The following is a 23799-nucleotide window of genomic DNA, read 5'->3' as shown; positions in this document are numbered from 1 at the left end:
ACCACTCCTGACTGTCAGAACCGCTGCGGATTGAAAGGGGTGAGATCGAGCGGCGGAGTCTGCCCGAGAACGAGATCGCGGATCAAGCGGCCGGTCGCCGCCGACTGGGTCAGGCCGAGATGGCCGTGCCCGAAGGCATAAAAGACATTCGGCGCGCGCGCCGCGCCGATCACCGGCAAGGAGTCCGGCAGCGACGGGCGATAACCCATCCACTCGCGGCCGCCCGACGAATCGAGCCCGGGCAGGAAACGCTTCGCCTTCTCCAGCATCGCCTTCGAGCGGGCGAAATTCGGCGGTCGCTCGATACCGCCGAGTTCGACGGCGCCGCCGACGCGCAGACCCGTTTCCAACGGCGTGATGACGAAGCCATGCCCGGAAAAGATCAGCTGCCGCTTCACGTCGAAGGCGGACACCGGCAGCGTCGTGTTATAGCCCCGCTCGGTTTCGAGCGGGATGCGGTCGCCGATATTTCTTGCCAGGAGATGCGACCAGGCGCCCGCGGCGATCAGGAGTTTCTTTGCCCTCCGCCTGGTGCCGTCGGCCAGGACGATCGTCGCTCCGTTTGCGTCCGCCTCCACGCGTTCGATACGCGCATGCTCGAAACGGGCGCCGAGCTTTTCCGCATAAGCCCAGACCGCCTTGCCGAGCAGCTTGGGGTCGGCGACCGTTTTCCAGCCTGGCACGAAGGTGCCCTTGACGAAGCGCGGCGCAAGACCTGGCTGGAGCGCTGCCATTTCTTCGCCCTCGACATGGCGAAAGCCGATGCCGAAACGCTCGCGCTCGGCCCAGCCGGGCAGCGAGGCACGGAACTCCGCCTCGCTCTCATAGAATTCCAGCGAACCATCCTCGCGCAGCATCGGCCGCGTACCGGAGCGGTCGAGGAGCCCCATCCACTCGGCTTCGGCGAGCTTCATCATACCGACCTGCGCCGCCAGGCTCGCTTCGTAGTGCTTGGCGGCGCCCGCGCGCCAGAAGCGGACCAGCCAAGGCAGCAGCTTGGGCAGATAGGCCGGCGGGATGGCCAAAGGTCCGAGCGGGTCGGCGAGCCATTTCGGCAATTGCCGGATCATGCCCTTATGCGCCAGCGGCAGCACGTCGGAGAGGGCGAAAGCGGCGGCATTGCCGGAGCTCGTCTCCTCGCAGATGCCGGTACGGTCGAAGACGGTGACGCCGCGGCCCGCCTCTGAGAGCAGAGTCGCGGCGCAGATACCGACGATGCCGCCACCGATGATGGCGATGTCTTCGCCTTCTCCCCGTTCACGGGGGTGAGGAGTGTTCCGCGTCGCGGGCGGAAAGCCAATTGCTTGGCTTTCCGAATGACGAACGCCCGCAGCGACAGCGGAGGGCCGCGGCGCCCGAAGGGCGGATAAAGGGCGGCGCCCCTCCTCGGAATTTTTCTGCACGTCAGTGCTGTCCCTTATTCGGCTGCCACCATCTTTTCTGCCGATCGAGGAGAGTTCTGGAGCGACGGCAGCTTCGGCCGCACCGCCAGCGCATCCCGCACGATCTTCTCGACCGCCTTGCGGCGCTCGCCCGACAGCGGCTGGCGCGGCATGCGCACACGGTCATTGGTACCGATCGCCAGCACTTCGGCAAGCTTGATGTTTTGGACCAGATGGGTGGAGACATCGAGGTCGAGCAAGGGCCGGAACCAGCGGTAGATCGCCAGCGCTTCCTCGCGGCGGCCCTCTCTCATCAGCTGGTAGATCGCCACCGTCTCGCGCGGGAAGGCGGTGACAAGGCCGGCGACCCAGCCGATCGCGCCGACCGACAGCGCCTCGAAGGCGAGATTGTCGACCCCGGTGAAGAGGTCGTAGCGGTCGCCGAACCTATTGATGATCTCGGTCGAGCGGCGGATGTCGTCGGACGATTCCTTGATGGCGACGAAGCGCTTGTCCGACGCCAGTTCTTCCATCAGGTCGATGGTCACGTCGACGCGATAGGCGAGCCGGTTGGAATAGATCATCACCGGCAGGTCGCCGGCTTCCGCGACTGCACGAAGGGCGGCGACCGTCTCTTGCGGATTGGTGTGGTAGATCGGGCTCGGCACCACCATCAGGCCGTCGGCGCCTTCCTTGGCGGCGCGCTTCGCAATGCTCGCCGCCTCGCGCGTGCCGGGCTCGTTGACGGTCAAAAGCACCGGTTTCTTGCCGGCGACTTTCTGCGCCGTCTTCAGCACTTCGATCTTTTCGTCCGGCGACAGCATCGGCCCTTCGCCGAGCGAGCCGCACACGACGATGCCGTCGCAGCCGGCCTCCATCTGCAGTCCGTAGCAGCGCTCCATCTCGGCATGGTCGAGCCGGTCGTCGGCAGTGAATTTGGTCGTGACGGCGGGGAAAACTCCGGTCCACATGGCTTGTTCCTCCATTGATATATCAGTCGTATATCTATTAAAAGCTGGCTCGTCAATGCTGAATCCATTATGATATATGAAAAATATATCAGGAGCCTGCCATTGATCTCCCCACTGATATCCGCTGACACGAACGCGGCCTTCGAGCCGGCGGCGACCAAGGCCTACCGCGCGCTGGAGCATACGATCGTCACGCTTGAGCTGGCGCCGTCGAGCTTCGTCACCGAAGGCGCGCTGATCGAGCGGCTGGGTCTCGGACGCACCCCCGTGCGCGAGGCGATCCAGAGGCTCGCCTGGGAAGGACTGCTGGATATCAGGCCTCGCGCGGGCATCGCGGTCGCGCCGCTTCACGCCGGCGACTGGCTGCGGGTGCTGGATGCGCGGCGCGGCATCGAGGTGGTGCTCGCCCGCTCGGCCGCCCGCTTCGTCACCCGCGAGGCCGCCGACCTGTTTCACGAGGCGGCCCTGGCCATGCAGAAGGCAGTGATCTCCGGCAACGTGCTTGCCTTCATCCAGGCCGACAAGGCGCTCGACGAGGCGCTGGCAATCGCCGCCGACAACCCCTTCGCGGCGCGCGTGGCCGCCCCCTTGCAGACGCACAGCCGCCGCTTCTGGTATCGCTACAAAGCCGACACCGGGCTGGCCGAATCAGCCGAGCACCACGTGGCGCTGATCCGTTCCATCCTCGACGGCGACGAGGAAGGCGCCGCCAAGGACGCCAAGAAACTGATGGCGCTGCTGCGCGGTCATGCCGAGGTGGCCGCCACCCGATAAGGTCGTCAGCCCTCGACCGAGTCTTTTTTCGCCGCCCATTTTAACAAGGCGTCGAGAGCAGGGCACAAAGCCTGCCCCCAATCCGTCAGGCAATATTCGACCTTCGGCGGCACTTGGTGATGCACGATCCGGCGCACGATGCCGTCGGCTTCCATCTGCCGCAGTTGCTGGATCAGCATCTTTTGCGAGATCGCGGGGATCGCCCGCTCGAGATCGGAAAAGCGCAGCACCTTGCCGCCGAAGAGGTGAAACAGGATCACCAGCTTCCACCGGCCTTCGAGAATGCGCAGCGCATTCTCCACACCGCTCGCCGCAGACAAGGGCGTGTGTTCCTCATACTCACCTTCAGGTAAGTACCTTACTTTCTCGTCGGTTCTTGTCATTTTTGCAGTATATCTCATCTTAGCGGCCGACAACAGCCGCTGGCCCACATGGAAGGCGGCCCCCAACTGGAGACAAGCCGTGACCGTGATCCTTCCTGAACCACTCGCCGACTATTTCGCCGCTAGTAACCGGCACGACATCGATGCAATGCTTGCGCCTTTAGCGCCGGACGTTGTGGTCAGGGACGAAGGTGAAACCCATCGCGGGACCGACGCAGTCCGCAGATGGATGACAAGCACGACGGACAAATACCATGCGAAAGTCGAGGTGAGGGAGGCCGCTGCCATTTCGGGCGCATGGCGGATCACCGGCATCGTCTCCGGAAATTTCCCCGGCAGCCCGATAATCCTTCACTACGACTTCACGTTGGAAGGCGACCGGATTGCCAAACTGGAGATCGGCCTATGACCATCCGGCAGACATTCACGGTCGACAGCCAGGAGCTCGCCCGCAAGCGCGTGCTGGTCACCGGTGGCACCAGGGGCGCCGGCGAAGCCATCGTCCACCGGCTGGCCGCCGCGGGCGCAAGGATTGCGACGACCGCCCGTTCTCCCACCGCTGACTCGCCCGCTGAACTCTTCGTGCAAGCCGATGTCGGCACCCTCGAGGGCACCGCGAAAACTGCCACCAAAATCATCGATGGTCTCGGCGGGGTCGACATCATCGTTCACAACGTCGGTGGGTCGAAAAGCCCCGGCGGCGGATTCGCGGCCTTGTCCGACCGAATCTGGCAGGACGAACTCAACCTCAATCTGCTGGCCGCGGTCAGGCTCGACCGCCTGCTCGTTCCGCTTATGGTTGAGCAGGGATCGGGCGCCATCGTCCATATCTCGTCGATCCAGCGCCGCCTGCCCTTGCACGAGTCCACCATCGCCTATGCCGCGGCAAAGGCCGCGCTCTCCACCTACAGCAAGGCATTGTCCAAGGAGCTTGGTCCCAAAGGCATCCGCGTCAATGCCGTGGCGCCGGGCTGGATCCACACCGCCGCATCGGAAGCCATGGTGAAGCGCCTGGCGGCCCATGCAGGATCGGACGAAGAGACCGCCCGTCAGGGCATCATGGATGCGCTTGGCGGCATCCCGATCGGGCGTCCGGCCTGGCCGCAGGAGATCGCTGAGTTGGTGGCTTTCCTGGTTTCCGATCGGGCATCGGCGATTCACGGCGCCGAATACGTTATCGACGGCGGCACCATACCGACGATCTGAGCTCTCTTGCCGTCGACAGTTCAGGCGCCCGGCATGGCGGCGGTTATGGTGGGGCTATCCCAGCCTTCGCCGACCGACAAGACACAGCTCTGGCCCTTGGTATCGGAAGCCAGGACCGTCCAGCTTCCTTGGTCGGAAACGAAGATTTCGAGCACAACGTTGGGATTGATCAGGCCGCGCCCGGCCTCGCTTTCGTGGAACTTGTCGCCGAGAGACTTGATGATGTCGGCGCGCGGAGCGCATTGCGTTGCCGCGTTCGCCGACGCCGATCCACCGGTCACCACCGCCGCCGCCAGCATTGTCGCCATAAGAAATCGTGTCATCTGACACCTCCTCGCGCCAGACGCGAACCCCGGCTGCCACCGGCGCTGTTTGATTTGCCTGCACGCATGGCAGGAATACAGCCTAAGACGGAGGGTGGTCTGTTGGTTCCATCACAGGGCGATGGAATTATTAGAAGGTGCGGATGCTCTCCTGGCGCGATGCACCAGAATTCATGCACCTGAAGTTGCGCTTCGCTTTTGGCGGCGTGAGCTGGACGGTGCAAGGCTGGTGGACGAAAGCCGCAGCATTCCACCTGCATCCACAGAAAGAAGGCGCGGCTTGCACCGCGCCTCCCCGATTGTGGCTTGGACGACCTGTCCGGGTCAGTTCATCGTCGGGATGACGAATTCCGCGCCGTCCTTGATGCCGGACGGCCAGCGGGAAGTAACCGTCTTGGTCTTGGTATAGAAGCGGAAGGCGTCCGGACCATGCTGGTTGAGATCGCCGAAGGACGACGCCTTCCAGCCGCCGAAGGTGTAGTAGGCGATCGGAACCGGGATCGGCACGTTGACGCCGACCATGCCGACCTGGACTCTGGATGCGAAGTCGCGCGCCGCATCGCCGTCGCGGGTGAAGATGGCGACGCCGTTGCCCATCTCGTGATCGTTGGCGAGTTTGATGGCGTCCTCGTAGCGCGGCGCGCGCACCACCGACAGCACCGGCCCGAAGATCTCTTCCTTGTAGATGCGCATGTCGGCCGTCACGTTGTCGAACAGGCAGCCGCCCATATAATAGCCGTTCTCATAGCCCTGCATCTTGAAGCCGCGACCGTCGACGACGAGCTTGGCGCCTTCCTTGACGCCGATATCGACATAGCCCTTCACGCGCTCCAGCGCCTGTGCTGTCACCAGCGGGCCGAAATCGGCCGCCGAATCGGTCGACGGACCGACCTTCAGGCTTTCCACGCGCGGCACCAGCTTCTCCATCAGCCGGTTGGCGGTGTCGTTGCCGACCGGGACGGCCACCGAGATCGCCATGCAGCGCTCGCCGGCCGAGCCGTAGCCGGCGCCGATCAGCGCGTCGACCGTCTGGTCCATGTCGGCGTCGGGCATGATGATCATGTGGTTCTTGGCGCCGCCGAAGCATTGCACGCGCTTGCCGGCCGCGGTGCCGCGCGAATAGATGTAGTGCGCGATCGGTGTCGAGCCGACAAAGCCGATCGCCTTGATGTCCGGATCGTCGAGGATGGCGTCGACCACTTCCTTGTCGCCGTTGACGACGTTGAGGATGCCGGCAGGCAGGCCGGCCTCGATGAACAGTTCGGCGATACGGATCGGCACGCCCGGATCGCGCTCCGACGGCTTCAGGATGAAGGCGTTGCCGCAGGCGATGGCCGGCGCGATCTTCCACAGCGGAATCATGGCCGGGAAGTTGAACGGCGTGATGCCGGCGACGACGCCGAGCGGCTGGCGCATCGAATAGACGTCGATGCCGGGGCCGGCGCCGTCGGTGAACTCGCCCTTCATCATGTGCGGGGCGCCGATGCAGACCTCCACCACTTCGAGGCCGCGCTGGATGTCGCCGCGCGCGTCGGCGATCGTCTTGCCGTGCTCGCGCGCCAGGATGTCGGCCAGTTCGTCATAGTCGCGGGCGACCAGCTCGAGGAATTTCATCAGCACGCGCACGCGGCGCTGCGGGTTGGTGGCGGCCCATTTCGGCTGCGCCGCCTTGGCGTTCTCGACCGCGGCGCGCAGTTCCGCCTGCGAGGCAAGCGCCACCGTGCCGCGCACGGAGCCGTCCATCGGCTGCATCACGTCCTGCTTGCGGCCGCTGGTGCCGGCGACACGCTTGCCGCCGATGAAATGACCGTACTCGATCATGCCTTCTCTCCCTTGTTTGGTGGTGATGCATTGTCCGCCTTTGCGGCGGCGATGGCAACGCGAGCCAAAACGCAACCGTTGTGCGGAAAATAGACAACGACAATGGAGTGTGCATTAATTGTCGCAAATGACAGGTGCGCTGTCGTCGGGGATTTCTTATGAACTGGGATGACGTCCGCATCTTCCTGGCCGTGGCGCGCGCCGGGCAGATCCTCGGCGCCGCCAAGCGCCTTGAGCTCAACCACGCCACCGTCTCGCGCCGCATCGCCGCGCTCGAGGAGGCGCTGAGGACAAAGCTCTTCCGCCGCCTAACCACCGGCAGCGAACTGACGCCGGCCGGCGAGCGCTTCCTCGACATAGCCGAGCGCATGGAAAGCGACATGATCGCCGCGCGCTCGACCATCGCCGGTGAGGGCGACGACGTTTCGGGCACCGTGCGCATCGGCGCCCCCGACGGATTTGGCGTCGCCTTCCTGGCCAAGCGGCTGGGCGAACTGACCGCGCTGCATCGCGAGCTCACCATCCAGCTGGTGCCGGTGCCGCGCTCCTTCTCGCTGTCCAGGCGCGAGGCCGATATCGCGATCACCGTCGAGCGGCCGACCGAAGGCCGGCTGGTGGCGGGCAAGCTGGTCGACTATACGCTCGGCCTCTTCGCCTCCCGCGCCTATGCCGAGGCCAACGGCCTGCCCAAAACGCCGGCCGAGCTCGGCCGGCACACGCTGATCGGCTATGTGCCGGACCTCATCGTCAGCCCGTCGCTCGACTATGCCGCCGAGTTCAGCCCCGAATGGCGCACCAGCTTCGCCATCTCCTCGGCGCTCGGCCAGGCCGAAGCGGTACGCTCCGGCGCCGGGATCGGCATCCTGCACACTTTCGTTGCCCGTTCGATGCCGGAGCTGGTGCCGGTCGACATCGTCGCGCCCATCCGCCGCGCCTACTGGCTGGTCTATCATGAATCGGTGAGGCCGCTGCGCCGCGTCCAGCTCGTCGCCAATTTCATCACCAAAGTGGTGGAACGCGAGCGCGGTCTTTTCGTCTAATCCGCGTCGAGCACGAACGAGCTCACCACTTTTGCGGCTTCGTCCGCAAGCGGCGCCCATTTGCGCGCCGCCTCGTCGGCGCTGTCGCCCGTGACCCCGCAATCGACGAAGCCGTAATGCGAGCTGCGCAGCGTCAGCGCGATGCGGGAATGGCCGTAGAAGCTGACATTGTCGTCGGCGTAGTGGAAATCCATGTCGGCGATCCGCACCGGATAGCCGTCCGGAAAATGCGCCAGCCGGTCCTGGCTGAAGCCCGCCGACTGATAAGCGACCCCGATCAGGGTCTGCCAGTTTTCCGCCGACCAGTCCTTCTCGATGAATGCACTGGCATCGGGCGGATTGTCCGGGGCGGTCGGGTCGTAGAGATTTTGCGACACCCTGCAGGTCAGGCCTTCTTCGCCGGATTTGACCTTGAGCCGCATGGTATTGCCAAAGGTGGTTTCGCTCGTCCATTCCTCGGGATAGGTCAGCGAAAAGCCGTGCTCCTTGTCGCGAACGGTCTTGTCCGCGGCAAACGCCACCGGGACGCAGGTCAGATAAGCGGCCGCCGCCGCAACAGGAAAAACACGCATCCCAAAGTCCCCTCGCTGCCGCCGATCCTATCACAGGCAGTTGGTCGTTGCCGCCTTGCCTCCGCCACAAATTCAGCCACTGTGGCACCAGCGTGCCTGGCCATGTCATGACCGGGCGCAAGGGGGACAATCTTCGGAACGCCGGCGGAGAAATGCGAGCCGTACTTGCCATTTTGCCGCTGATTTTTCTGTCGGACTGCGCCAACCCTTGGACGAAGGTTCCGGAAGCGGAGCTGCCGAAGCCGATTCGCTACGCCATGGCGCGCCCCTCGCCTTTCGTCATCGGCAATTATTGCGGCCCGGGCACCCGCACCGGCGATCTGTCGGCAAAGCCGGTCGACCGTCTCGACGCTGCCTGCCAGGTCCACGACGCCTGCTACATTGCCCGGCACAATCATTGCGACTGCGACGGAGCGCTTGTCGCCTCCGCGAGGACGATCCGCGACGACCGGACGGCGCCGCGCAAAATGCGAAACGAGGCAGAATTGCTGATCGCCACCTTCGCGTTTCCGGTCTGCAGGATCTTTCCGCAAGGCTTCATGCCGCCGCGCAACCCGGCCCAGCTCAAGGCCATGAACGGGGCGACTGGATGAAGCCCGGGTCGGCCATAACCAAGGCGTTGCTTGGACTGGCGCTGGCAGCGCTTGCCGGTTGCGCCGGCATGCCTGGGCATTCGGCCTGCGCCTTCTTTCCGGGCGACGGCGCCTGCGGCCGCTTGCCGGTCTCGGCGGACAGCAGCGGCGCCGAGATAGCCGAAGCTCACTACTTCGCAGGCGACGGCAACAGCGCCTATGACAAGCAGTTCCAGGCGCTGCTCGCCCAAAGCCGCCTCGATGCGCTCGACCGCGCCAACGGCACCGGCCGTTTCGGCCGCGACTGGCGAGATGTCCAGAACAGCGGCTTCCACACGACCTATCCGACGCTGCAGCGGCTCACCAAACCGCTCGACGACACCGAGCTGACGCCGACACGAGGCAAGCCGGGCGAAGGCCGGTTCACCGGCCGTTGGCGCATGTCGCGCCAGACGCTCTATCTCGACGCCGCCGCGCGGCCCTCGGCGCCCAAGACCTTCAGCTTCTCCGGCTTGCAGGCGCGCTCGGTCGAGATCGTGCTGCGCCAGGCGGGGCAACTGCAAGTCGACATCGGCGGCACCTGCAACGGCCCGCTCGCGATCCGCGCGTCGGGGCGATCCATCACCGTCGCCGCGGCCTCTCCATTCCATCTGAGCCTGCCCGTCGCCGAAACCTCCGTCAGCCTGTTTCCGGACCAGGCGCTGACCCGCTGCGATCTGCGCGTCGGCTCCACCCTGGCGCCGGCCGGCGCCCCGCTGACCTTGCTGCGCGAGGAGACCGCCGATCCCTGGATCGCGGAGCTCGACAGCCGCTACGACCGCTGTCCGGTGCCCGACCCGGCGGGGATGGAGGAACTCGACCGCGTTTTTTATGCCAGCCGCTGGCTGTCGCAGACCTGCGCGCTGGCGCTGGGGTCGCCGACCCTGCTGCGCAAATCGCGCGACGGCTTCAACGCCAAGGTCGAGGCGCTGCTCGGCCGGACACTGCCCGACAGCGCCTTCGACAAGGCCGACCCAGAACTGCCGCTCGACTTCTCAAGCGCGCCGAAACTTAAGCTGATCTATTTGTCGTCGCTGGAGTTCAAGGCGGATTTCTCCGGCCGCATCATGGAGCGGCTGATCCGCCATCATGCAGCGCTTGGCACCAAGGTGCGCATCCTGGTGACCGACGTGCTGGAGCGTGAGAAGGACGACGCGCTGCTGCACCGGCTCGCGGCTGAGTTCCCTAACGTCCAATTACAGGAATATCGCTGGCAGGCGGACCACGGCGCGCCGTTCGACGAGCAGATCTCGCAGTTGCACAAGGTTCACCATATCAAGATGCTGGCGACGTTGGCCGAGCATCCTGGACGCTCGCGCGTCATCATCGGCGGCCGCAACATCCATGATGGCTTTCTGTTCCACAAGCCCGTCGACCTGACGCGCTATCCGGACCTGGAGCAATACGGCAAGACCGACGGCTTCTCGCTGAATTACTATTCCAACTGGAGCGACTTCGACATCGAGATCGCCGACCAGGCGACCGTCGAGACGTTGGCCGCGCATATGTCGACAATCTGGCTGCGCGACGCCGACACCAACCTGTCGCGACCGTTTTCCATTCCGGTTCCCGGTGGAAGCCCGCGCGGCGTGGCGCGGCATTTCATTTCCGTGCCCTACGAGGACGGGCACGCGCTGGAGGCCTATTTCGTCGAACTGATCGACACCGCCGAGCATCGCATCGAGATCGTCAATCCCTATCTCAACCTGACGCCCGATATCGCCCGGGCCATCGACCGGGCGCTGGCCAGGGGCGTGAAGATCGATGTCGTCGGCCGTATCGACCTCAAGGGAGACATCGGCGGACGGTTCCTCACCGCGCTCAACAAGCTGTTCGTCGAGAAATATGGCGACCGCATCGACATCCGCGAGTTCAAGGCGCCGGATGTCGTGCTGCATTCCAAGATCATGATGATCGACGAAAGGCTGGTCGCCATCTCCTCGGTCAACCTCAACAACCGCAGCTTCTTCCATGATTCGGAGAACGGCATGGTCGTGCTCGATCCGGCTTTCTACCGCCGCATGAAGCCGGTCTATGACGATTACCTCGCCCATTCGCGCCCGGTCGACACCAGTGTCACCATCGGCTGGGCCTACCGGCTGCTGTTCAGCGACACCTGGGTCAGGGAAGCGTTTTGAACACCACCACTCGACAGGCCGGCATCACCTGAATATCGGCGCGCCTTAGATGGGCTTCAGATACCGCTCCGGGCTGAGGTCGCGCGCGTTGATCTCCGGCACCCGGTTCGACATGATGTCGGCCAGCACCTTGGCCGAGCCGCAGGCCATGGTCCAGCCGAGCGTGCCGTGCCCGGTGTTGAGATAGAGGTTGGCGACCTCGCTTTGCCCGATCAAGGGCGGTCCGTCCGGCGTCATCGGTCGCAAGCCGCACCAGAAGCTCGCCGCCTTGAGGTCGCCGCCACCGGGAAAGAGATCGCCGACCGAGTGTTCGAGCGTGCGGCGGCGCGATTCCTGCAGGCGAAGATCATAGCCCGAAATCTCCGCCGTGCCGCCGACGCGAATGCGGTCGCCGAGCCTGGTGATCGCCACCTTGTAGGTCTCGTCCATGACGGTCGACACCGGTGCTGCCTCGGCATTGCTGATCGGCACGGTGATCGAATAGCCCTTGACCGGATAGACCGGAATTGGGCGCCCCAGCGAGCGCATGAACTGCGCCGAATAGCTGCCCATCGCCATCACGAAGGCGTCCGCGGATCTCCATCCGCGATCGGTCAGCACATTGGTGAGGCGATTGCGGTTCCTGACGATGCGCCGGATGGTCGAGCCGTATTCGAAGGTCACGCCGCGCGCTAAGCAGAGTTCCGCGAGCTTGTCGGTGAACATCTTGCAGTCGCCGGTCTCGTCGCCCGGAAGCCTGAGGCCCCCGACGAACTTCTCGCGCACCGCCGCAAGGGCCGGCTCGGCCGCGACACAGCCGTCGCGGTCGAGAATCTCGTAAGGCACATCATATTTTTTGAGCACCTCGACGTCGCCGCCGGTGCCGTCGAGTTGCTTCTGCTTGCGGAAGAGCTGCAGCGTGCCTTTGCTGCGTTCGTCGTAAGTGATGCCGGTCGCCTCGCGCAGCGCCTTCAGCGTGTCGCGGCTGTATTCGGCAAGCGGCACCATGCGCGACTTGTTGAGCGCGTAGCGCTCGGCCGTGCAGTTGCGCAGCATCTTGAGGAGCCACGTCCACATGTTCGGGTCGAAGGCCGGCCGCACGACAAGCGGTCCGTATTTCATCAACAGCCATTTGACGGCTTTGACCGGGATGCCGGGCCCGGCCCAGGGCGAGGCATAGCCCGGCGATACTTCGCCGGCATTGGCGAAGCTGGTTTCGAGCGCCGGCCCCGGCTGGCGATCGTAGACGGTCACTTCATGACCGGCCTCGGCGAGGAAGTAGGCGGTGGTGACCCCGATCACGCCGCCGCCCAGCACGATGACTTTCATTCTATGCTCCCTCAAAGCCGATCATGCCGCGGAAGGGCCCGGATCGTCCCCTTCTGTCTGCCGGATTTTGCCGCGCCCGCCAAGGGGCCAGTCACCGGCGGATGCGCTGTGGACCAGCCTGAGGCCGTGACGAGGTTGCTCGGCGGCGCGATCCCGCGCCGCTCGCCGCGCGGCCTCCGGCTGATAGGCCACATCCTCGAGAAGGACCTCCTCGGCAGGGCCGTCGGGCCGCTCGGCCAGCGCCGATTGGCCCGCTTTCATGCCAAGCAGGCAAAGGCCGCGCCACGTGGCGACCGGCAGGCTGGAGCCGACGGGAGCGGATGCTTCGGCCTGCACCAGCGTCCGCGTTTGCGATGGACCGCCGCCGAAGCGGAAAGTCACCCGGCTGTTGAGCGTGGCAAGGTCGGGCTCGACGGTTCCCGTCGCAATGACGCGGCTTTCGGCGAGCTTGCGTTCGAGCATCGGCGCGATCGGATCGGCAAACGCGCGGCGACGCATCAGCATCGCCTCGATCACCGCAAAGTCCTTGGCCGTCAGTCGGTAGACCGTCCTGGTCATGCCGTCCTCCGCGTCTGTTCGACGGCGTCGATCGTAGCCGAGAGGACCCGACTGTCGCGGCTGCGCCAGGAGACCCTGCGGCCGGCGCGCGCGCCGATCAGCGCCGTTCCGAGCGGCGTCAGCACCGATATGCGTCTTTCGGCGATGTCGGCCTCCGCCGGATAGACCAGCGTCACCGTCTGAAGGCTTCCTTCCGGATCCTGAAGTGTCACCGTCGAGCCCATCCGCACCACGTCGGCGGGCATTGCCGCCTCGGTGGCGACCCGGGCGCGGTCCATCTCGGCAAGCAGGTCCTCGGCCATATCGGGCGTACGGTTGAGAAAGGCCCTGGCGAGACTGCTCAGCCGCTCGTGATCCGCCGCGCTGACAAGGATGGTGGAACGCGATTGCGTTGCTGTGGGCATGGCATACCTCATATGCTGGCGCATCGGCGAAGCGAATGCGCGCAAGCCGCCACGTCGAGGGCGGCGAACAAAGCCGGACCGCAAAGGCCGCCGGCTCGATGAAATTGTCTGGAATTCAAACGCCCCTGTTCACGCGGCCGCCGGCATTGGCGGCCACGCCGGGGCTACGCTCCCGCGATGGGGCAAACCCTGAAGCAAGTTTTGGTATAAGCGAGGTTGCTCATGCGCCGAACCTTGCCGAGAAGTCCCGGCTTGTCAAGCAAGCCCCGCTTCAGGAACCAATGTAACGGCGGTGAAAGCGTGCACCCAGGCTGGTCAATATCTCGTAGCCGATGGTGCCGGCATGGCCGGCCGCGTCGTCGACGCTTTGCGAGGGACCGATGAGCTCGACGAGGTCGCCTTCGCCGAGCCGGCCTGCCGCAAGCGCCGAAATGTCGAGGACGATCGAGTCCATCGACACGCGCCCGATGAACGGCAACCGCACGCCCTCGAACCAGGCGGCCGAAGCAGCGCGCCGGTGCCAGCCGTCGCCATAGCCCAGCGAAATGGTCGCCAGCCTGAGCGGCCCCTCGGCTTGATGGGTGTGGCCGTAGCCGATGCCCACGCCCGCGCCGACCTGCCGCGTCTGCGCCACCTTGGCTTGCAGCCCTATCACCGGCAGCATCGGATTGGGTGCATGGGGGGTCGGATTGACGCCGTAGAGCGCGGCTCCCGGGCGGGCAAGGTCGTAGTGGTAGGCCGGCCCGAGAAAGATGCCGGACGAATTGGCCAGGGAGGCGGGCGCCGCGGGCAGCATCTTGCGCAGCAATTCGAATTCGCGTCGCTGCTTCTCGTTCGCCGCCTGTTGCGGCTCGTCGGCGCGGGCGAGATGGCTCATCACGAAACGGATGTCGACGCCGTCGAAGGCACCGGCCTCGCCCACCACCGCCTCGACTTCCGCCGGCGCCATGCCGAGCCGGGCCATGCCGCTGTCGACCTGGATGGCGGCGGCAAGGCTCCGGCCCATCGCTCGCGCGATCTCGCGCCAGGCCTTCAGTTGCATGGCGCTGTTGACGACCGGCCAAAGCCCGGCCACCGCGGCTTCCGGTTCAGAACCCGGAGGCAGCCCGTTCAGCACGAAGATGTCGGGCCCGGGCCCGATCGCCTTGCGCAGCGCGATGCCCTCGCCGAGCAGCGCGACGAAAAAGATGTCGCAGCCCTCCTTCGCCAGCGCCGATGCCACTTGCGCGGCGCCAAGCCCGTAGCCGTCGGCCTTGAGCACGCCCGCGCAGCGAACGCCGTCGAGTCGCACCTTTAGCCGGCGGTAGTTTTCCCGCATGGCCCCGAGGTCGATCGTCAGGATCGCGCCGGCGGCCGCCTCGCTCACCGTCGAACCGCTGCTTGCATCATGTGCCGGAAACCCGCGTCCGGTGTCGTCGTTCATGGCGACCCCCGCTCATTGCATCGGCAATCAATACGGCCACAGAGCCGGCGCGACAACCGGGGCGGACGACCGCTCAGGGGACGAGATGCTGGAATGCTGCGATGACCTGCTCGTAGACCTTGCGCTTGAACGGCACGATCAGCTCCGGCAGATCCCGCATCGGCCGCCAGGCCCATTCGTCGAATTCGGCGGTGTGGCCGCCGGGCGGCGGATTGATCTCGATCTCGCTTTCGTCGCCCTCGAAGCGGTAGGCGAACCATTTCTGCGTCTGGCCGCGATAGCGGCCCTTGAAGGCGACGCCGACCAGATGCGGCGGCAGGTCGTAATTGATCCAGTGCGGCGCCTCGGCCAGCAGCGACACGCTGCGCATGCCGGTCTCCTCATAGAGTTCGCGGCCCGCGGCCTCGATCGGCTCTTCGTCCTTGTCGATGCCGCCTTGCGGCATCTGCCAGAGCTGCGTCGAGCCGGCGAACTCGCTGTCCGGTTCGGCAATGCGGTGCCCGACCCAGACCAGGCCTGCTCCGTTGAGGATCATCAGCCCGACGCACGGACGGTAAGGCAGCGTTTCAGGATCGATCTTCTTGGCCATGGGTCAGCGTTCCAGCCGTCTTTGAGAATGGACTTCGGCGAGGCGGGTAGGGTTAGCCTTTTTGCGGATCGATCGCCACCGCCGAGATCGGCACGATCTCGATGCCGCGCTTCTTCGCCTCGGCAATCCAGGACGTCACCGTGTCGACGGTGATATCGAAGGCCGAACCGATGCCGACGGCGGAGCCCTTGGCCCGCGCCGTCGCTTCCAGGCTGTCCAGCTTCTTGAGGATTTCGCCGCGGTCCTGCACGGCATCGATCGCCATGTCGCCGGCAACGAACGGCACGCCGTCCTTGAGCGCAAGGTCAGGCGCAACGCTGCGGGCGGACGATCCGTCGTCGATATAGGCGAGCCCCCGCTTGCCGAGCTCGGCCATGAACGGTTCCATCGCCGAGGCGTCGGTCGAGAAGCGCGCGCCCATATAGTTCATGACCCCGGTATAGTTGGTCGTGCGCGACAGCGCCCAGTGCAGGCTCTTCAGGTTCTCGTCCGGGCTGGCCGACACCGTCAGCGTGTTGCGGCCGGGATTGACGTTCGGATAATCGAACGGCTCGAGCGGCACCTGCATGACGATTTCATGTCCGCTCTGCCTTGCCGCCTGCATCCAGCGGCCGATGCTGTTGCCTTGCGGCGCGAAAGCCAGCGTCACTTCGGCCGGCAGCTTGGCGATCGCGGCTTGCGTGCCAGTCTGCGAGACGGCGAGCCCGCCGATGACGATCGCCACCCGTGCCCCGCGCGCGCCCGACCAAGGCCGCGCATAGACGTCGAAAGGCCGCCTGCCGTCGGCGGAGCGCATCGGCAGCGGACCGGTGTCGCTGGCCTCGATCAGCGCCCTGTCCGGGATATGGGCGACCTTGAGGTTCTGGCCGAGCGTCGACGGATCGCGAATGATGATCGCCGCCTTCGGCGGCCCGTCGCCCTCTTCGGTCTGGACGTGGATGATCTGCGGGCCGCCGCTCTTCATCGGCGTGCTGGCTTGTGGCGTCGCCGCAGCTACCGGAGCCGGCGCCGCTGCCGCCGCAGGGGCAGGCGCAGCGGGGACCTTCGGCGTCGAAACTGCCACTTCTTCCGGCTTGCGGAACGGCTTTTCACGCAGCGCGATAGCGCCGGAAACGCCGATCACGCCAAGCACGGCCAGCACAGCGACGAGCGTGCCGGAGCCGATGCCGCGCGAGGCCTTGCGCTGAGGCCGGAGCTTCTGTCCGAGCGGGCGTTCGATGTCCTTGCCGATCTCAGCCAAGTCGTGTTTCCCCGGAAGCCCGCCAAGGTCACTTTTTCGTGACATCTCGCGTAAACTTCGCAATCGCTGGCGCGATACCCCAGACGCGTGGCGACCCAACCGCGGTCCCCGAATCAAACTGCCGGAACCTCGCGGCCCCGGCAGCATTGCATTGCTTCGCGCAGCCGGCCAGAGCCGGACCGCATTACTGGTTCAGCACGGCCTTGTCCGGGTTCGGCGGGAACGACGGATCGGTCTTTTCGCCGCGCAGAAGCTGCTCGGCATAGATCAGCTGCAGGTCGTCCTTCGGATCCGGTGGCACATAGGCGGCCGAGCCCGAACCGGTGGAGCTCTCGTCGGCGCCCTTGATGTGGCCCTTGAGATCGGATTCGCCGCGGGTCAGGTCGCGGCCCTGCAGGTCCGGCGGCAGCGGCTGGTCGACCTTGATGTCGGGCGTGATGCCCTTGCCCTGGATCGACTTGCCCGACGGCGTGTAATAGAGCGCCGTGGTCAGCCTGAGAGCGCCATTCTCGCCGAGCGGGATGATGGTCTGCACCGAGCCCTTGCCGAAGGACTGCGTGCCGACCACCGTGACGCGGCGCAGGTCCTGCAGCGCGCCGGCGACGATTTCCGAGGCGCTCGCCGAGCCGCCATTGACCAGCACGATCATCGGCTTGCCGTTGATGTCGTCGACCTGCTTCGGCTTGGCGTCGAAGCGGGTGACGTCCTTCGGATCGCGGCCGCGTGTCGAAACGATCTCGCCGCGCTTGAGGAAGGCATCCGACACGCTGACCGCCTGGTCGAGCAGACCGCCCGGATTGAGGCGCAGGTCGAGCACATAGCCCTTCAGCTTGTCGTTCGGCACCTGCTTCTTGATGTTCTCGATGGCGTTCTCGAGATCGTCATAGGTCTTCTCGGTGAAGGAGGTGATCTTCATGTAGCCGATGTCGTTCTCGACCCGGTACTTGACCGCCTTGACCTTGATGACGTCGCGCACCACCGTGATTTCGATCGGCTTGTCGGCGCCCTGGCGCAGGATGGTGAGCTTGATCGGCGTGTTGACCGGTCCGCGCATCTTCTCGACCGCGTCGTTGAGGGTCAGGCCGCGCACCTCTTCGCCGTCGATCTTGGCGATGTAGTCGCCCGACAGCACACCCGCCTTGGCGGCCGGCGTGTCGTCGATCGGCGTGATGACCTTGACGAGATCGTTCTCCATCGTGACCTCGATGCCGAGGCCGCCGAACTCGCCCTTGGTCTGCACGCGCATGTCCTGCGCCTGCTCGGCGTTCATGTAGGAGGAGTGCGGGTCGAGCGAGGCCAGCATGCCGTTGATGGCGTTCTCGACCAGCGACTTGTCGTCCGGCGGCGTCACGTAATTGGCGCGCACGCGCTCGAAGATGTCGCCGAAGATCGCCAGCTGCTTGTAGGTTTCCGAACCCGCAGCGTTCGCCGCCGAACCCGGTGCGCCGTAGACCAGGCTCATTGCCGATGCGCCCATCAGCGCGCCGGCAAACAGAAGCGACAGTTTCCGCATCATTTCACGTCCTTCCAGAAAATCGATCCGCCCACCATGGGGCCGGATCGACGGGTTTTCCATCTTTGCGGAACTCGACATAGAGTTCCAGCGTCGAATTCTCATTCCTCGAGGCAGAGGTGCTTGCCACCCGGGCCTCTCCCATCGCGCCGATCGGCTCTCCTGCGAGCACCGACTGTCCGGTCGCGACGCTGATTCTGCTCATCCCCGCCAGGACGACATGATACCCGTCGCCCGCATTGAGGATCAAGAGTTGACCATACGAGCGAAACGGCCCCGCATAAAGCACGTTTCCATCCGCCGGCGCGGTGACGATGGCTCCCGATTGTGTCGCAACCATGTCGCCCTGCATCGCCGCGCCATTGCCGTCGTCGGCGCCGAAACGCAGTTTGATCTTGCCGATGACCGGCAGCGCGATCTGACCTTGCAATGCCGAGAACGGCGCTGATCCGGTCAGGCGATTGGCCTCCGGCACCGGCAGCGAGGCGAGCTCGGTGGTCGAGGCCGTGGTGTCGTTGTCCGTCGATTTCCGCTCGCCCACCTTGACCTGGTCTTGCGCCTTGCGCGCCTTGTCGGCTTCGAGCGAGGCGATCAGGTCCTTGAGGCTGCTCGCCTTCGCCGCTAGCTGCTGCGAGTGCTGCTGTTCGGCCGCGATCGCCGTTTGGGTGTCGGCCTGCAGCTTCTTCTTGGCTTCGAGCAGCATGGTGAGCCGCTTCTTTTCCGCCGTCTGGTCGGTGACGGCGGTGGTGAGTCTCGCCCGTTCTGCCTCGATCGAGGCCGTGACGCGGGTCTGCTCCTTGAGATCGGCCATCAGCCTTTCGGTCTGCTGGCGCAGTTCCGGCACCACCGCGCCGAGCAGGATGGCGCTGCGCACCGACGACAGCGCGTCCTCGGGCTTGACCAGGATCGCCGGCGGCGGATTGAGCCCCATGCGCTGCAGGGCGCCCAACACCTCGGCCAGCACGTCGCGCCGCGCCATGAGCGAGGCGCGCAGCTTCGTTTCCTCGGCCTTCAGCCCTTCGAGCTTGGCGCCGATGTCCTCGATGTCCTGGCCGAGCTTCTGTTCCGTCATCGCCGACTGGATGAGCGCCGCGGTGATGGAGGCATAGTCCTTCCGCACCGAGGCGATGTCGGCGGCGAGCTTGCCCAGCCGCTCCGACGACAAGGTGATCTCCTTGGAAACCTGCTCGTATTCGGCCCGGCTCTGATCCGGGTCGGGCGCCATGTCGAGCGAGTTTTCGGCCGCCCGGACCGGCCCGAGCGCGACTACGGCGGCGACAAGGGTCAAACCGCAGCGGCTGCGCCAGGCGCGCGTTCTGGAATTCCAGCCTTCAGACATCAGGCCTCGACTGTATCCGCCGCTTCGTTAACGAACCATCAACCATGTTGGAAGCGCCCAATAACCCGGTTGCCGCGCGATTGAGGCGGAAATCGCGGCGCAGGCCGGCAATCCCCAGCTTTTCGGCCGATGCCGTCATTCACGATCGATGATACGGATGACCGGAAAGGATCGTGGCGATCCGGTAGAACTGCTCGCCCAGCATCACGCGCACCAGCTGGTGCGGCCAGGTCAGCGCGCCGAACGACAGCACCAGATCCGCCTGCTCGCGCAAGGATCTGTCGTGGCCGTCGGCGCCGCCGATGGCGACCACGAGCGCCTTGCGGCCGCCGTCGCGCAACTGGCCGATGCGGGCGGCAAGGTCCTCCGAGGACAGCGACTTGCCGCGTTCGTCGAGCAGGATGAGAACAATGCCCGGCTGCAACTGGGCCTGCAGCCTCTGGGCTTCCTCGCGGCGGCGCTCGTCGGCGCTCTGTCCACGGCTTTCGGGAACCTCGGCAATGCCGGCAAATTCCAGCCCGACCGCGGGCCCGCTCTTCGAAAAGCGCTCGAAATAGCGGTCGGCGAGTTCTCTCTCGGGGCCGGTCTTCATCCGGCCCACGGCATGAACGGTGATCTTCATCCTCGCCCCAGCGAGCTTGTCCTAACGCATACCGTGACGGTTCACGGCACACGGATCAAGGCTCAGTGCAAGGTCTCTTCCTCGAGATCCGGCGCCTGCCACATCTTTTCCAGATTGTAGAATTCGCGGACTTCGGGGCGGAAGACGTGGACTATGATGTCGCCCGAATCGATCAGGACCCAGTCGGCGCCTGCCAGCCCCTCGACGCGCGCCGTGCCGAGGCCGGCATCCTTCAGCGCCTTGAGGAGGTGGTCGGCGACAGCCGAGACATGACGGTGCGATCGACCCGAGGCGATGACCATGTAGTCGCCGAGGCTCGATTTTCCCTGGATGTCGATTGAGACGATGTTTTCGGCCTTGGAGTCTTCCAGACTGGCAAGGACTGTGTCGATGGCGAGGGACGCGGCGTCGTTTACGCTGATCCCTGCCGGCGAAGGCATGATGTCAGCCTTCTTCCGCAGTGCTGTTCTCAGTGTGTTTCCTTTCCCAACAAGAACAACCAAATCACCAGGCAAATCAGGTGACACCAGTTAGATAGGCAGAGTTCCATTGCAGTTTCAAGACGGGCGCGCCCTGCCCGCGCCAACGCGGCTCCGCCCGGCAGGTTCCGTCGCCCCGAAAAATCGGAACCCTTTGCGCTTTGCATGGGTTATCGGCTCACTGACAACGGGACTTCATCCATGCCAACCGACCCGCAAAGCGCCCTCATCACCATCCAGGCGGGGCTTGCGCAGCTGAGCACACTGATCGTTTCCTATTCCTTCTCGGCCATCGGCGCCATGATCCTGCTGGTTGTCGGCTATTTCGTCGCTGGTGTCGCCGAGCGCTCGATCTCCGCCGGCCTCGGCCATATCCACGGCTTCGACGCGACCTTGCGTCATTTCTTCTCCAAGATCGTCCGCTATGCCATCCTGATCCTCGTCATCATCATGGTGCTCGGCCAGTTCGGGGTGCAGACCGCCTCCATCATCGCCGCAATAGGCGCAATCGGCCTGGCCATCGGGCTGGCTCTGCAAGGCACGCTGCAGAACATCGCCGCCGGCATCATGCTTCTGGCGCTCAGGCCCTTCCGCATCGGCGAATATGTCGAGGTCGGCTCGATTGCTGGCACCGTCGAGGAGATCGGCCTCTTCGCCACCAAGCTGCGCTCCGTCGACGGCGTCTATGTGCTGGCGCCCAACTCGACGCTGTGGAACCAGCCGGTGCGCAATTTCACCCGCAACGGCGTGCGCCGCACCGACATGAGCTTGAGCATCGGCTCCTGGAACGACATTGACCGCGCGCAAAAGACGCTGCTTGCCATCGCCGGCGCCGAAAGGCGCATCCGGCGCGAACCGGCGCCGATCGCCTTCGTGGCAAATCTCGGCGACACCACCGTTTCGCTCACCTTGCGCTACTGGACGTCGGCCGCCGACTATTTCTCGACCCAGACCGACATGACCAAGCGCGCCAAGCAGGCTTTCGACAGCGAAGGCATCTCGATCCCGCTGCCGCCACCGGAAATGCCGGCGCCGGAGGCGCGCAAGCAGTAGCCCGATCAGCGCTTCGTGGCCGTCTCGTCCGGCGCGAAGGCTAGCTCGACCGGCAAGGGCGTCTGCGCCGACATCGGCGCGAAACTGCCGCTTGTGGCCGCGGGCGTCGGCCGGCCGGCCATCACGCGCCACAGCACGAACAGGCAGAAGGCCGATGCGATGACGATGCCGACATAGATGAAGGTCGCTGTGCCGAAGACGACGGAAAGCGCCGTCACGATGCCCGGCACGATGAAGCCGGCCAGCGACCAGGCAAACAGCATCGAGCTCGACAGAGCCAGAAGCTCATCCTTGCCGGCGCGATCGGCGGCATGCGCGCTGGAGAGCGCGTAGATCGATTCCGACGCCCCGTCCCAGATCAGGTAGATCACCACCAGCGCCATCAGCGCGCCGCCGTCGAAGGCAATGGCGAACGCGCTTGCGACGGTCGCGAGCGCCGCCGCGCCCGCCAGCACATAGCGGCGGTCGGTGCGGTCGGAAATCCAGCCGAGCGGGATCTGCAGGATCAGCGTGCCGACCGGCATCGCCGACAACAGCAGCGCCACGTCGGCCTGGCTGTAGCCCTTGGCGGTGGCATGGATCGGCGCAAAACCTGAAACGATCATCGACAGGCCGCCGACCGCCAGCATGCCGGCGACGCCGACCGGCGAGATCCGCCAGGCGCGGCGAAGCGCCACTGATGCGGCCTGCGGCGCCGGCGGCTGGGCAAGCCGCGTCATGCCGACCGGCAGAATGGAAAGCGCGGTGAAGGTGATGCCGATCAGCGCGGCGGCGGCTGTATGGATGTCGATCGCGGCGAGCGTCGCATAGCCAACGCCCAATCCACCAATATAGGCGACGTAGAACACCGCCATGATCCGGCCGCGGATCGAATTCGGCAAGGCGTCGTTCAGCCAGCTCTGGGCGACGATGAACAGCCCGCAGATCGCAAAGCCGTAGAGCGCCCGGGCCGCGATCCAGAGCAACGGGATCGGCCCGGCGCCGATCGCGGCATTGGAAAGCGCGATCAGCGCCGAAAGCACCATGAAGGCGCGGGCGTGGCCCACTCGCTTGACGAGCGGCCCGGTCAGGATGCAGCCGGCAAGCCCGCCGGCCGAAAGCCCGGTGACGATCAGCCCGGCCCAGGTCGGGTCGAAACCGTCGGCGCCAAGCCGCACCGGGATATAGGCGAACATCAGCCCGTTGCCGATTGCGATCAGCGCCATCGACACGATGACGCTGGCAATGGCGATCAGCGGCGCCGATTGCGTGGCGCGGCTGGGATCGTTCGCGGATTGATTCTGCTTGAGCATGTCCACGCAAGCCTGGCCTACGAACAGGCAAAAAGCCGCCGTAAAAGCGACATGGCCGGACTTACCTTCTCCCCTTGCGGGAAAAGGAGGGCGCTTACCCCTTCGCCGCCTTGCGGATCGCGGTGGAGGACAGCGAGGAGCGCGGACCGTGGATGAAAGTCCAGGCAGGCGCCGGCATGCGGGCAAGCAGCGGCGCGTCGCCCTCGTCGACGCGGGCATAGTCGAAGGTCTTGGCGACCACCGACGACAGGAAGGAGAGCGTGGCGCCCGGGCGATCGATGACCGCGATGGGGAAAGTCAGCACGATCTCGCGCCAGCGCTGCCAGCGGTGGAAGTCGCGCAAGCTATCCGCGCCCATGATCCAGACGAAATCGACGCCCGGGTTGCGCGCCTTGACCAGCGCAAGCGTGTCGGCGGTGTAGCGCACGTGCTGCGCCGCCTCGAAGGCGGTGACCTTGATCTTCGGATTCCTGGCGATCTTTTCGGACAGCTCGATGCGCTCGGCGAGCGGCGCCAGTTCCCGCGCGCTCTTCAGCGGATTGCCGGGCGTCACCATCCACCACAACTGGTCGAGCGCGAGCCTTCTCAGCGCGATCTCGGCGACCAGCGCGTGACCGGCATGCGGCGGATTGAACGAACCGCCGAACAGACCGACGGTCAGCCCCTTGGCGGCGTGCGGCATGCGGAGGTAGTGAGCGGGGACGGGAGGCTCGGGCAGGGAAAGCATGGTGCTAGGCCTCCCTCTCTGGCCTGCCGGC

At 65.3% G+C, this 23799-nt stretch carries 25 protein-coding genes; 7 read left to right on the top strand and 18 right to left on the bottom strand.

Annotated elements, in window-relative coordinates:
- Nucleotides 1-14: 14 nt before the first annotated feature.
- Both FJW10_RS21945 and FJW10_RS21940 read right to left on the bottom strand, forming a co-directional pair.
- Nucleotides 15-1301 (bottom strand): FAD-binding oxidoreductase, encoded by a 1287-nt coding sequence (locus FJW10_RS21945; protein ID WP_140901695.1) that lies wholly within the window; start codon nt 1299-1301, stop codon nt 15-17.
- Between the two features lie 116 nt (nt 1302-1417).
- Nucleotides 1418-2353 carry a dihydrodipicolinate synthase family protein gene (locus tag FJW10_RS21940; RefSeq protein WP_140901608.1) on the bottom strand — a complete coding sequence of 312 codons (936 nt, stop codon included), beginning with the start codon at nt 2351-2353 and terminating at the stop codon, nt 1418-1420.
- A gap of 69 nt (nt 2354-2422) precedes the next feature.
- On the opposite strand from FJW10_RS21940, the gene FJW10_RS21935 reads away from it, so the two are divergent.
- Entirely contained in the window at nt 2423-3127 is a 705-nt protein-coding gene (locus FJW10_RS21935; protein ID WP_246674344.1) for a GntR family transcriptional regulator, read from the top strand.
- Nucleotides 3128-3132: 5 nt separating this feature from the next.
- On the opposite strand, the gene FJW10_RS21930 is transcribed toward FJW10_RS21935, so the two are convergent.
- Nucleotides 3133-3510 (bottom strand): winged helix-turn-helix transcriptional regulator, encoded by a 378-nt coding sequence (locus tag FJW10_RS21930; protein ID WP_140901607.1) that lies wholly within the window; start codon nt 3508-3510, stop codon nt 3133-3135.
- A gap of 79 nt (nt 3511-3589) precedes the next feature.
- Here FJW10_RS21930 and FJW10_RS21925 point away from each other — a divergent pair, with 79 nt between their 5' ends.
- Complete coding sequence (locus FJW10_RS21925) at nt 3590-3919, top strand: nuclear transport factor 2 family protein (protein ID WP_140901606.1); 330 nt, start codon at nt 3590-3592, stop codon at nt 3917-3919.
- Complete coding sequence (locus FJW10_RS21920; RefSeq protein ID WP_140901605.1) at nt 3916-4716, top strand: SDR family oxidoreductase; 801 nt, start codon at nt 3916-3918, stop codon at nt 4714-4716. Before FJW10_RS21925 ends, FJW10_RS21920 begins: the two co-directional genes overlap by 4 nt.
- 20 nt (nt 4717-4736) lie before the next feature.
- On the opposite strand, the gene FJW10_RS21915 is transcribed toward FJW10_RS21920, so the two are convergent.
- Complete coding sequence (locus FJW10_RS21915) at nt 4737-5039, bottom strand: hypothetical protein (protein WP_140901604.1); 303 nt, start codon at nt 5037-5039, stop codon at nt 4737-4739.
- 324 nt (nt 5040-5363) lie between these two features.
- The gene (locus FJW10_RS21910) at nt 5364-6860 is read right to left on the bottom strand and encodes a CoA-acylating methylmalonate-semialdehyde dehydrogenase (RefSeq protein WP_140646535.1); all 1497 of its coding nucleotides are present in this window, start codon (nt 6858-6860) and stop codon (nt 5364-5366) included.
- A gap of 158 nt (nt 6861-7018) precedes the next feature.
- Between FJW10_RS21910 and FJW10_RS21905 the strand changes: the two genes are divergently transcribed.
- On the top strand, nt 7019-7900 hold the full coding sequence (locus tag FJW10_RS21905) for a LysR family transcriptional regulator (protein WP_140832847.1): 882 nt from the start codon (nt 7019-7021) through the stop codon (nt 7898-7900).
- On the opposite strand, the gene FJW10_RS21900 is transcribed toward FJW10_RS21905, so the two are convergent.
- Entirely contained in the window at nt 7897-8472 is a 576-nt protein-coding gene (locus tag FJW10_RS21900; RefSeq protein WP_140901603.1) for a hypothetical protein, read from the bottom strand. The two genes, FJW10_RS21905 and FJW10_RS21900, sit on opposite strands and share 4 nt — an antisense overlap.
- Nucleotides 8473-8624: 152 nt before the next feature.
- On the opposite strand from FJW10_RS21900, the gene FJW10_RS21895 reads away from it, so the two are divergent.
- Both FJW10_RS21895 and FJW10_RS21890 read left to right on the top strand, forming a co-directional pair.
- Nucleotides 8625-9065 (top strand): hypothetical protein, encoded by a 441-nt coding sequence (locus FJW10_RS21895; protein ID WP_140832843.1) that lies wholly within the window; start codon nt 8625-8627, stop codon nt 9063-9065.
- Nucleotides 9062-11221, top strand: coding sequence for a phosphatidylserine/phosphatidylglycerophosphate/cardiolipin synthase family protein (locus FJW10_RS21890; RefSeq protein ID WP_140901602.1), 2160 nt, complete (start codon nt 9062-9064; stop codon nt 11219-11221). The genes FJW10_RS21895 and FJW10_RS21890 overlap by 4 nt, the downstream gene beginning before the upstream one ends.
- Before the next feature lie 45 nt (nt 11222-11266).
- On the opposite strand, the gene FJW10_RS21885 is transcribed toward FJW10_RS21890, so the two are convergent.
- From FJW10_RS21885 to rsfS, 10 genes are all read right to left on the bottom strand, one after another.
- On the bottom strand, nt 11267-12529 hold the full coding sequence (locus FJW10_RS21885; protein WP_140832839.1) for a D-amino acid dehydrogenase: 1263 nt from the start codon (nt 12527-12529) through the stop codon (nt 11267-11269).
- Nucleotides 12530-12550: 21 nt separating this feature from the next.
- Nucleotides 12551-13087, bottom strand: a complete 537-nt coding sequence (locus tag FJW10_RS21880) for a nucleoside-diphosphate kinase (protein ID WP_140901601.1) — start codon at nt 13085-13087, stop codon at nt 12551-12553.
- Nucleotides 13084-13491, bottom strand: a complete 408-nt coding sequence (rnk, locus tag FJW10_RS21875) for a nucleoside diphosphate kinase regulator (RefSeq protein WP_246674343.1) — start codon at nt 13489-13491, stop codon at nt 13084-13086. The genes FJW10_RS21880 and rnk overlap by 4 nt, the downstream gene beginning before the upstream one ends.
- Nucleotides 13492-13762: 271 nt before the next feature.
- Nucleotides 13763-14914: an alanine racemase gene (gene alr / locus FJW10_RS21870; RefSeq protein WP_140901600.1), complete on the bottom strand. Its 1152-nt coding sequence runs from the start codon at nt 14912-14914 to the stop codon at nt 13763-13765.
- A 73-nt stretch (nt 14915-14987) separates the two neighbouring features.
- On the bottom strand, nt 14988-15503 hold the full coding sequence (locus FJW10_RS21865; protein WP_140901599.1) for an RNA pyrophosphohydrolase: 516 nt from the start codon (nt 15501-15503) through the stop codon (nt 14988-14990).
- Between the two features lie 52 nt (nt 15504-15555).
- On the bottom strand, nt 15556-16743 hold the full coding sequence (locus FJW10_RS21860; RefSeq protein ID WP_140901598.1) for a divergent polysaccharide deacetylase family protein: 1188 nt from the start codon (nt 16741-16743) through the stop codon (nt 15556-15558).
- Nucleotides 16744-16927: 184 nt separating this feature from the next.
- Nucleotides 16928-18259 (bottom strand): S41 family peptidase, encoded by a 1332-nt coding sequence (locus tag FJW10_RS21855; protein WP_181166921.1) that lies wholly within the window; start codon nt 18257-18259, stop codon nt 16928-16930.
- A gap of 1 nt (nt 18260) precedes the next feature.
- A complete protein-coding gene (locus FJW10_RS21850; protein ID WP_140901597.1) occupies nt 18261-19595 on the bottom strand; it encodes a murein hydrolase activator EnvC in 1335 nt (444 codons plus the stop codon).
- A 139-nt stretch (nt 19596-19734) separates the two neighbouring features.
- A complete protein-coding gene (rlmH, locus tag FJW10_RS21845) occupies nt 19735-20217 on the bottom strand; it encodes a 23S rRNA (pseudouridine(1915)-N(3))-methyltransferase RlmH (RefSeq protein WP_140901596.1) in 483 nt (160 codons plus the stop codon).
- A 62-nt stretch (nt 20218-20279) separates the two neighbouring features.
- Nucleotides 20280-20657, bottom strand: coding sequence for a ribosome silencing factor (gene rsfS, locus FJW10_RS21840; RefSeq protein ID WP_140832824.1), 378 nt, complete (start codon nt 20655-20657; stop codon nt 20280-20282).
- Nucleotides 20658-20897: 240 nt separating this feature from the next.
- Here rsfS and FJW10_RS21835 point away from each other — a divergent pair, with 240 nt between their 5' ends.
- Nucleotides 20898-21749 carry a mechanosensitive ion channel domain-containing protein gene (locus FJW10_RS21835; protein WP_140901595.1) on the top strand — a complete coding sequence of 284 codons (852 nt, stop codon included), beginning with the start codon at nt 20898-20900 and terminating at the stop codon, nt 21747-21749.
- Nucleotides 21750-21754: 5 nt separating this feature from the next.
- Here FJW10_RS21835 and FJW10_RS21830 read toward each other — a convergent pair whose 3' ends face one another.
- Both FJW10_RS21830 and FJW10_RS21825 read right to left on the bottom strand, forming a co-directional pair.
- Nucleotides 21755-23041 (bottom strand): MFS transporter, encoded by a 1287-nt coding sequence (locus FJW10_RS21830; protein ID WP_140833111.1) that lies wholly within the window; start codon nt 23039-23041, stop codon nt 21755-21757.
- Nucleotides 23042-23135: 94 nt separating this feature from the next.
- Complete coding sequence (locus FJW10_RS21825) at nt 23136-23723, bottom strand: nicotinate-nucleotide adenylyltransferase (RefSeq protein WP_140801870.1); 588 nt, start codon at nt 23721-23723, stop codon at nt 23136-23138.
- Nucleotides 23724-23799: the final 76 nt, after the last annotated feature.

It is taken from the genome of Mesorhizobium sp. B4-1-1, from assembly GCF_006439375.1.
Lineage (GTDB): Bacteria > Pseudomonadota > Alphaproteobacteria > Rhizobiales > Rhizobiaceae > Mesorhizobium.
This window is presented reverse-complemented; position numbering and strand designations above follow the sequence as displayed.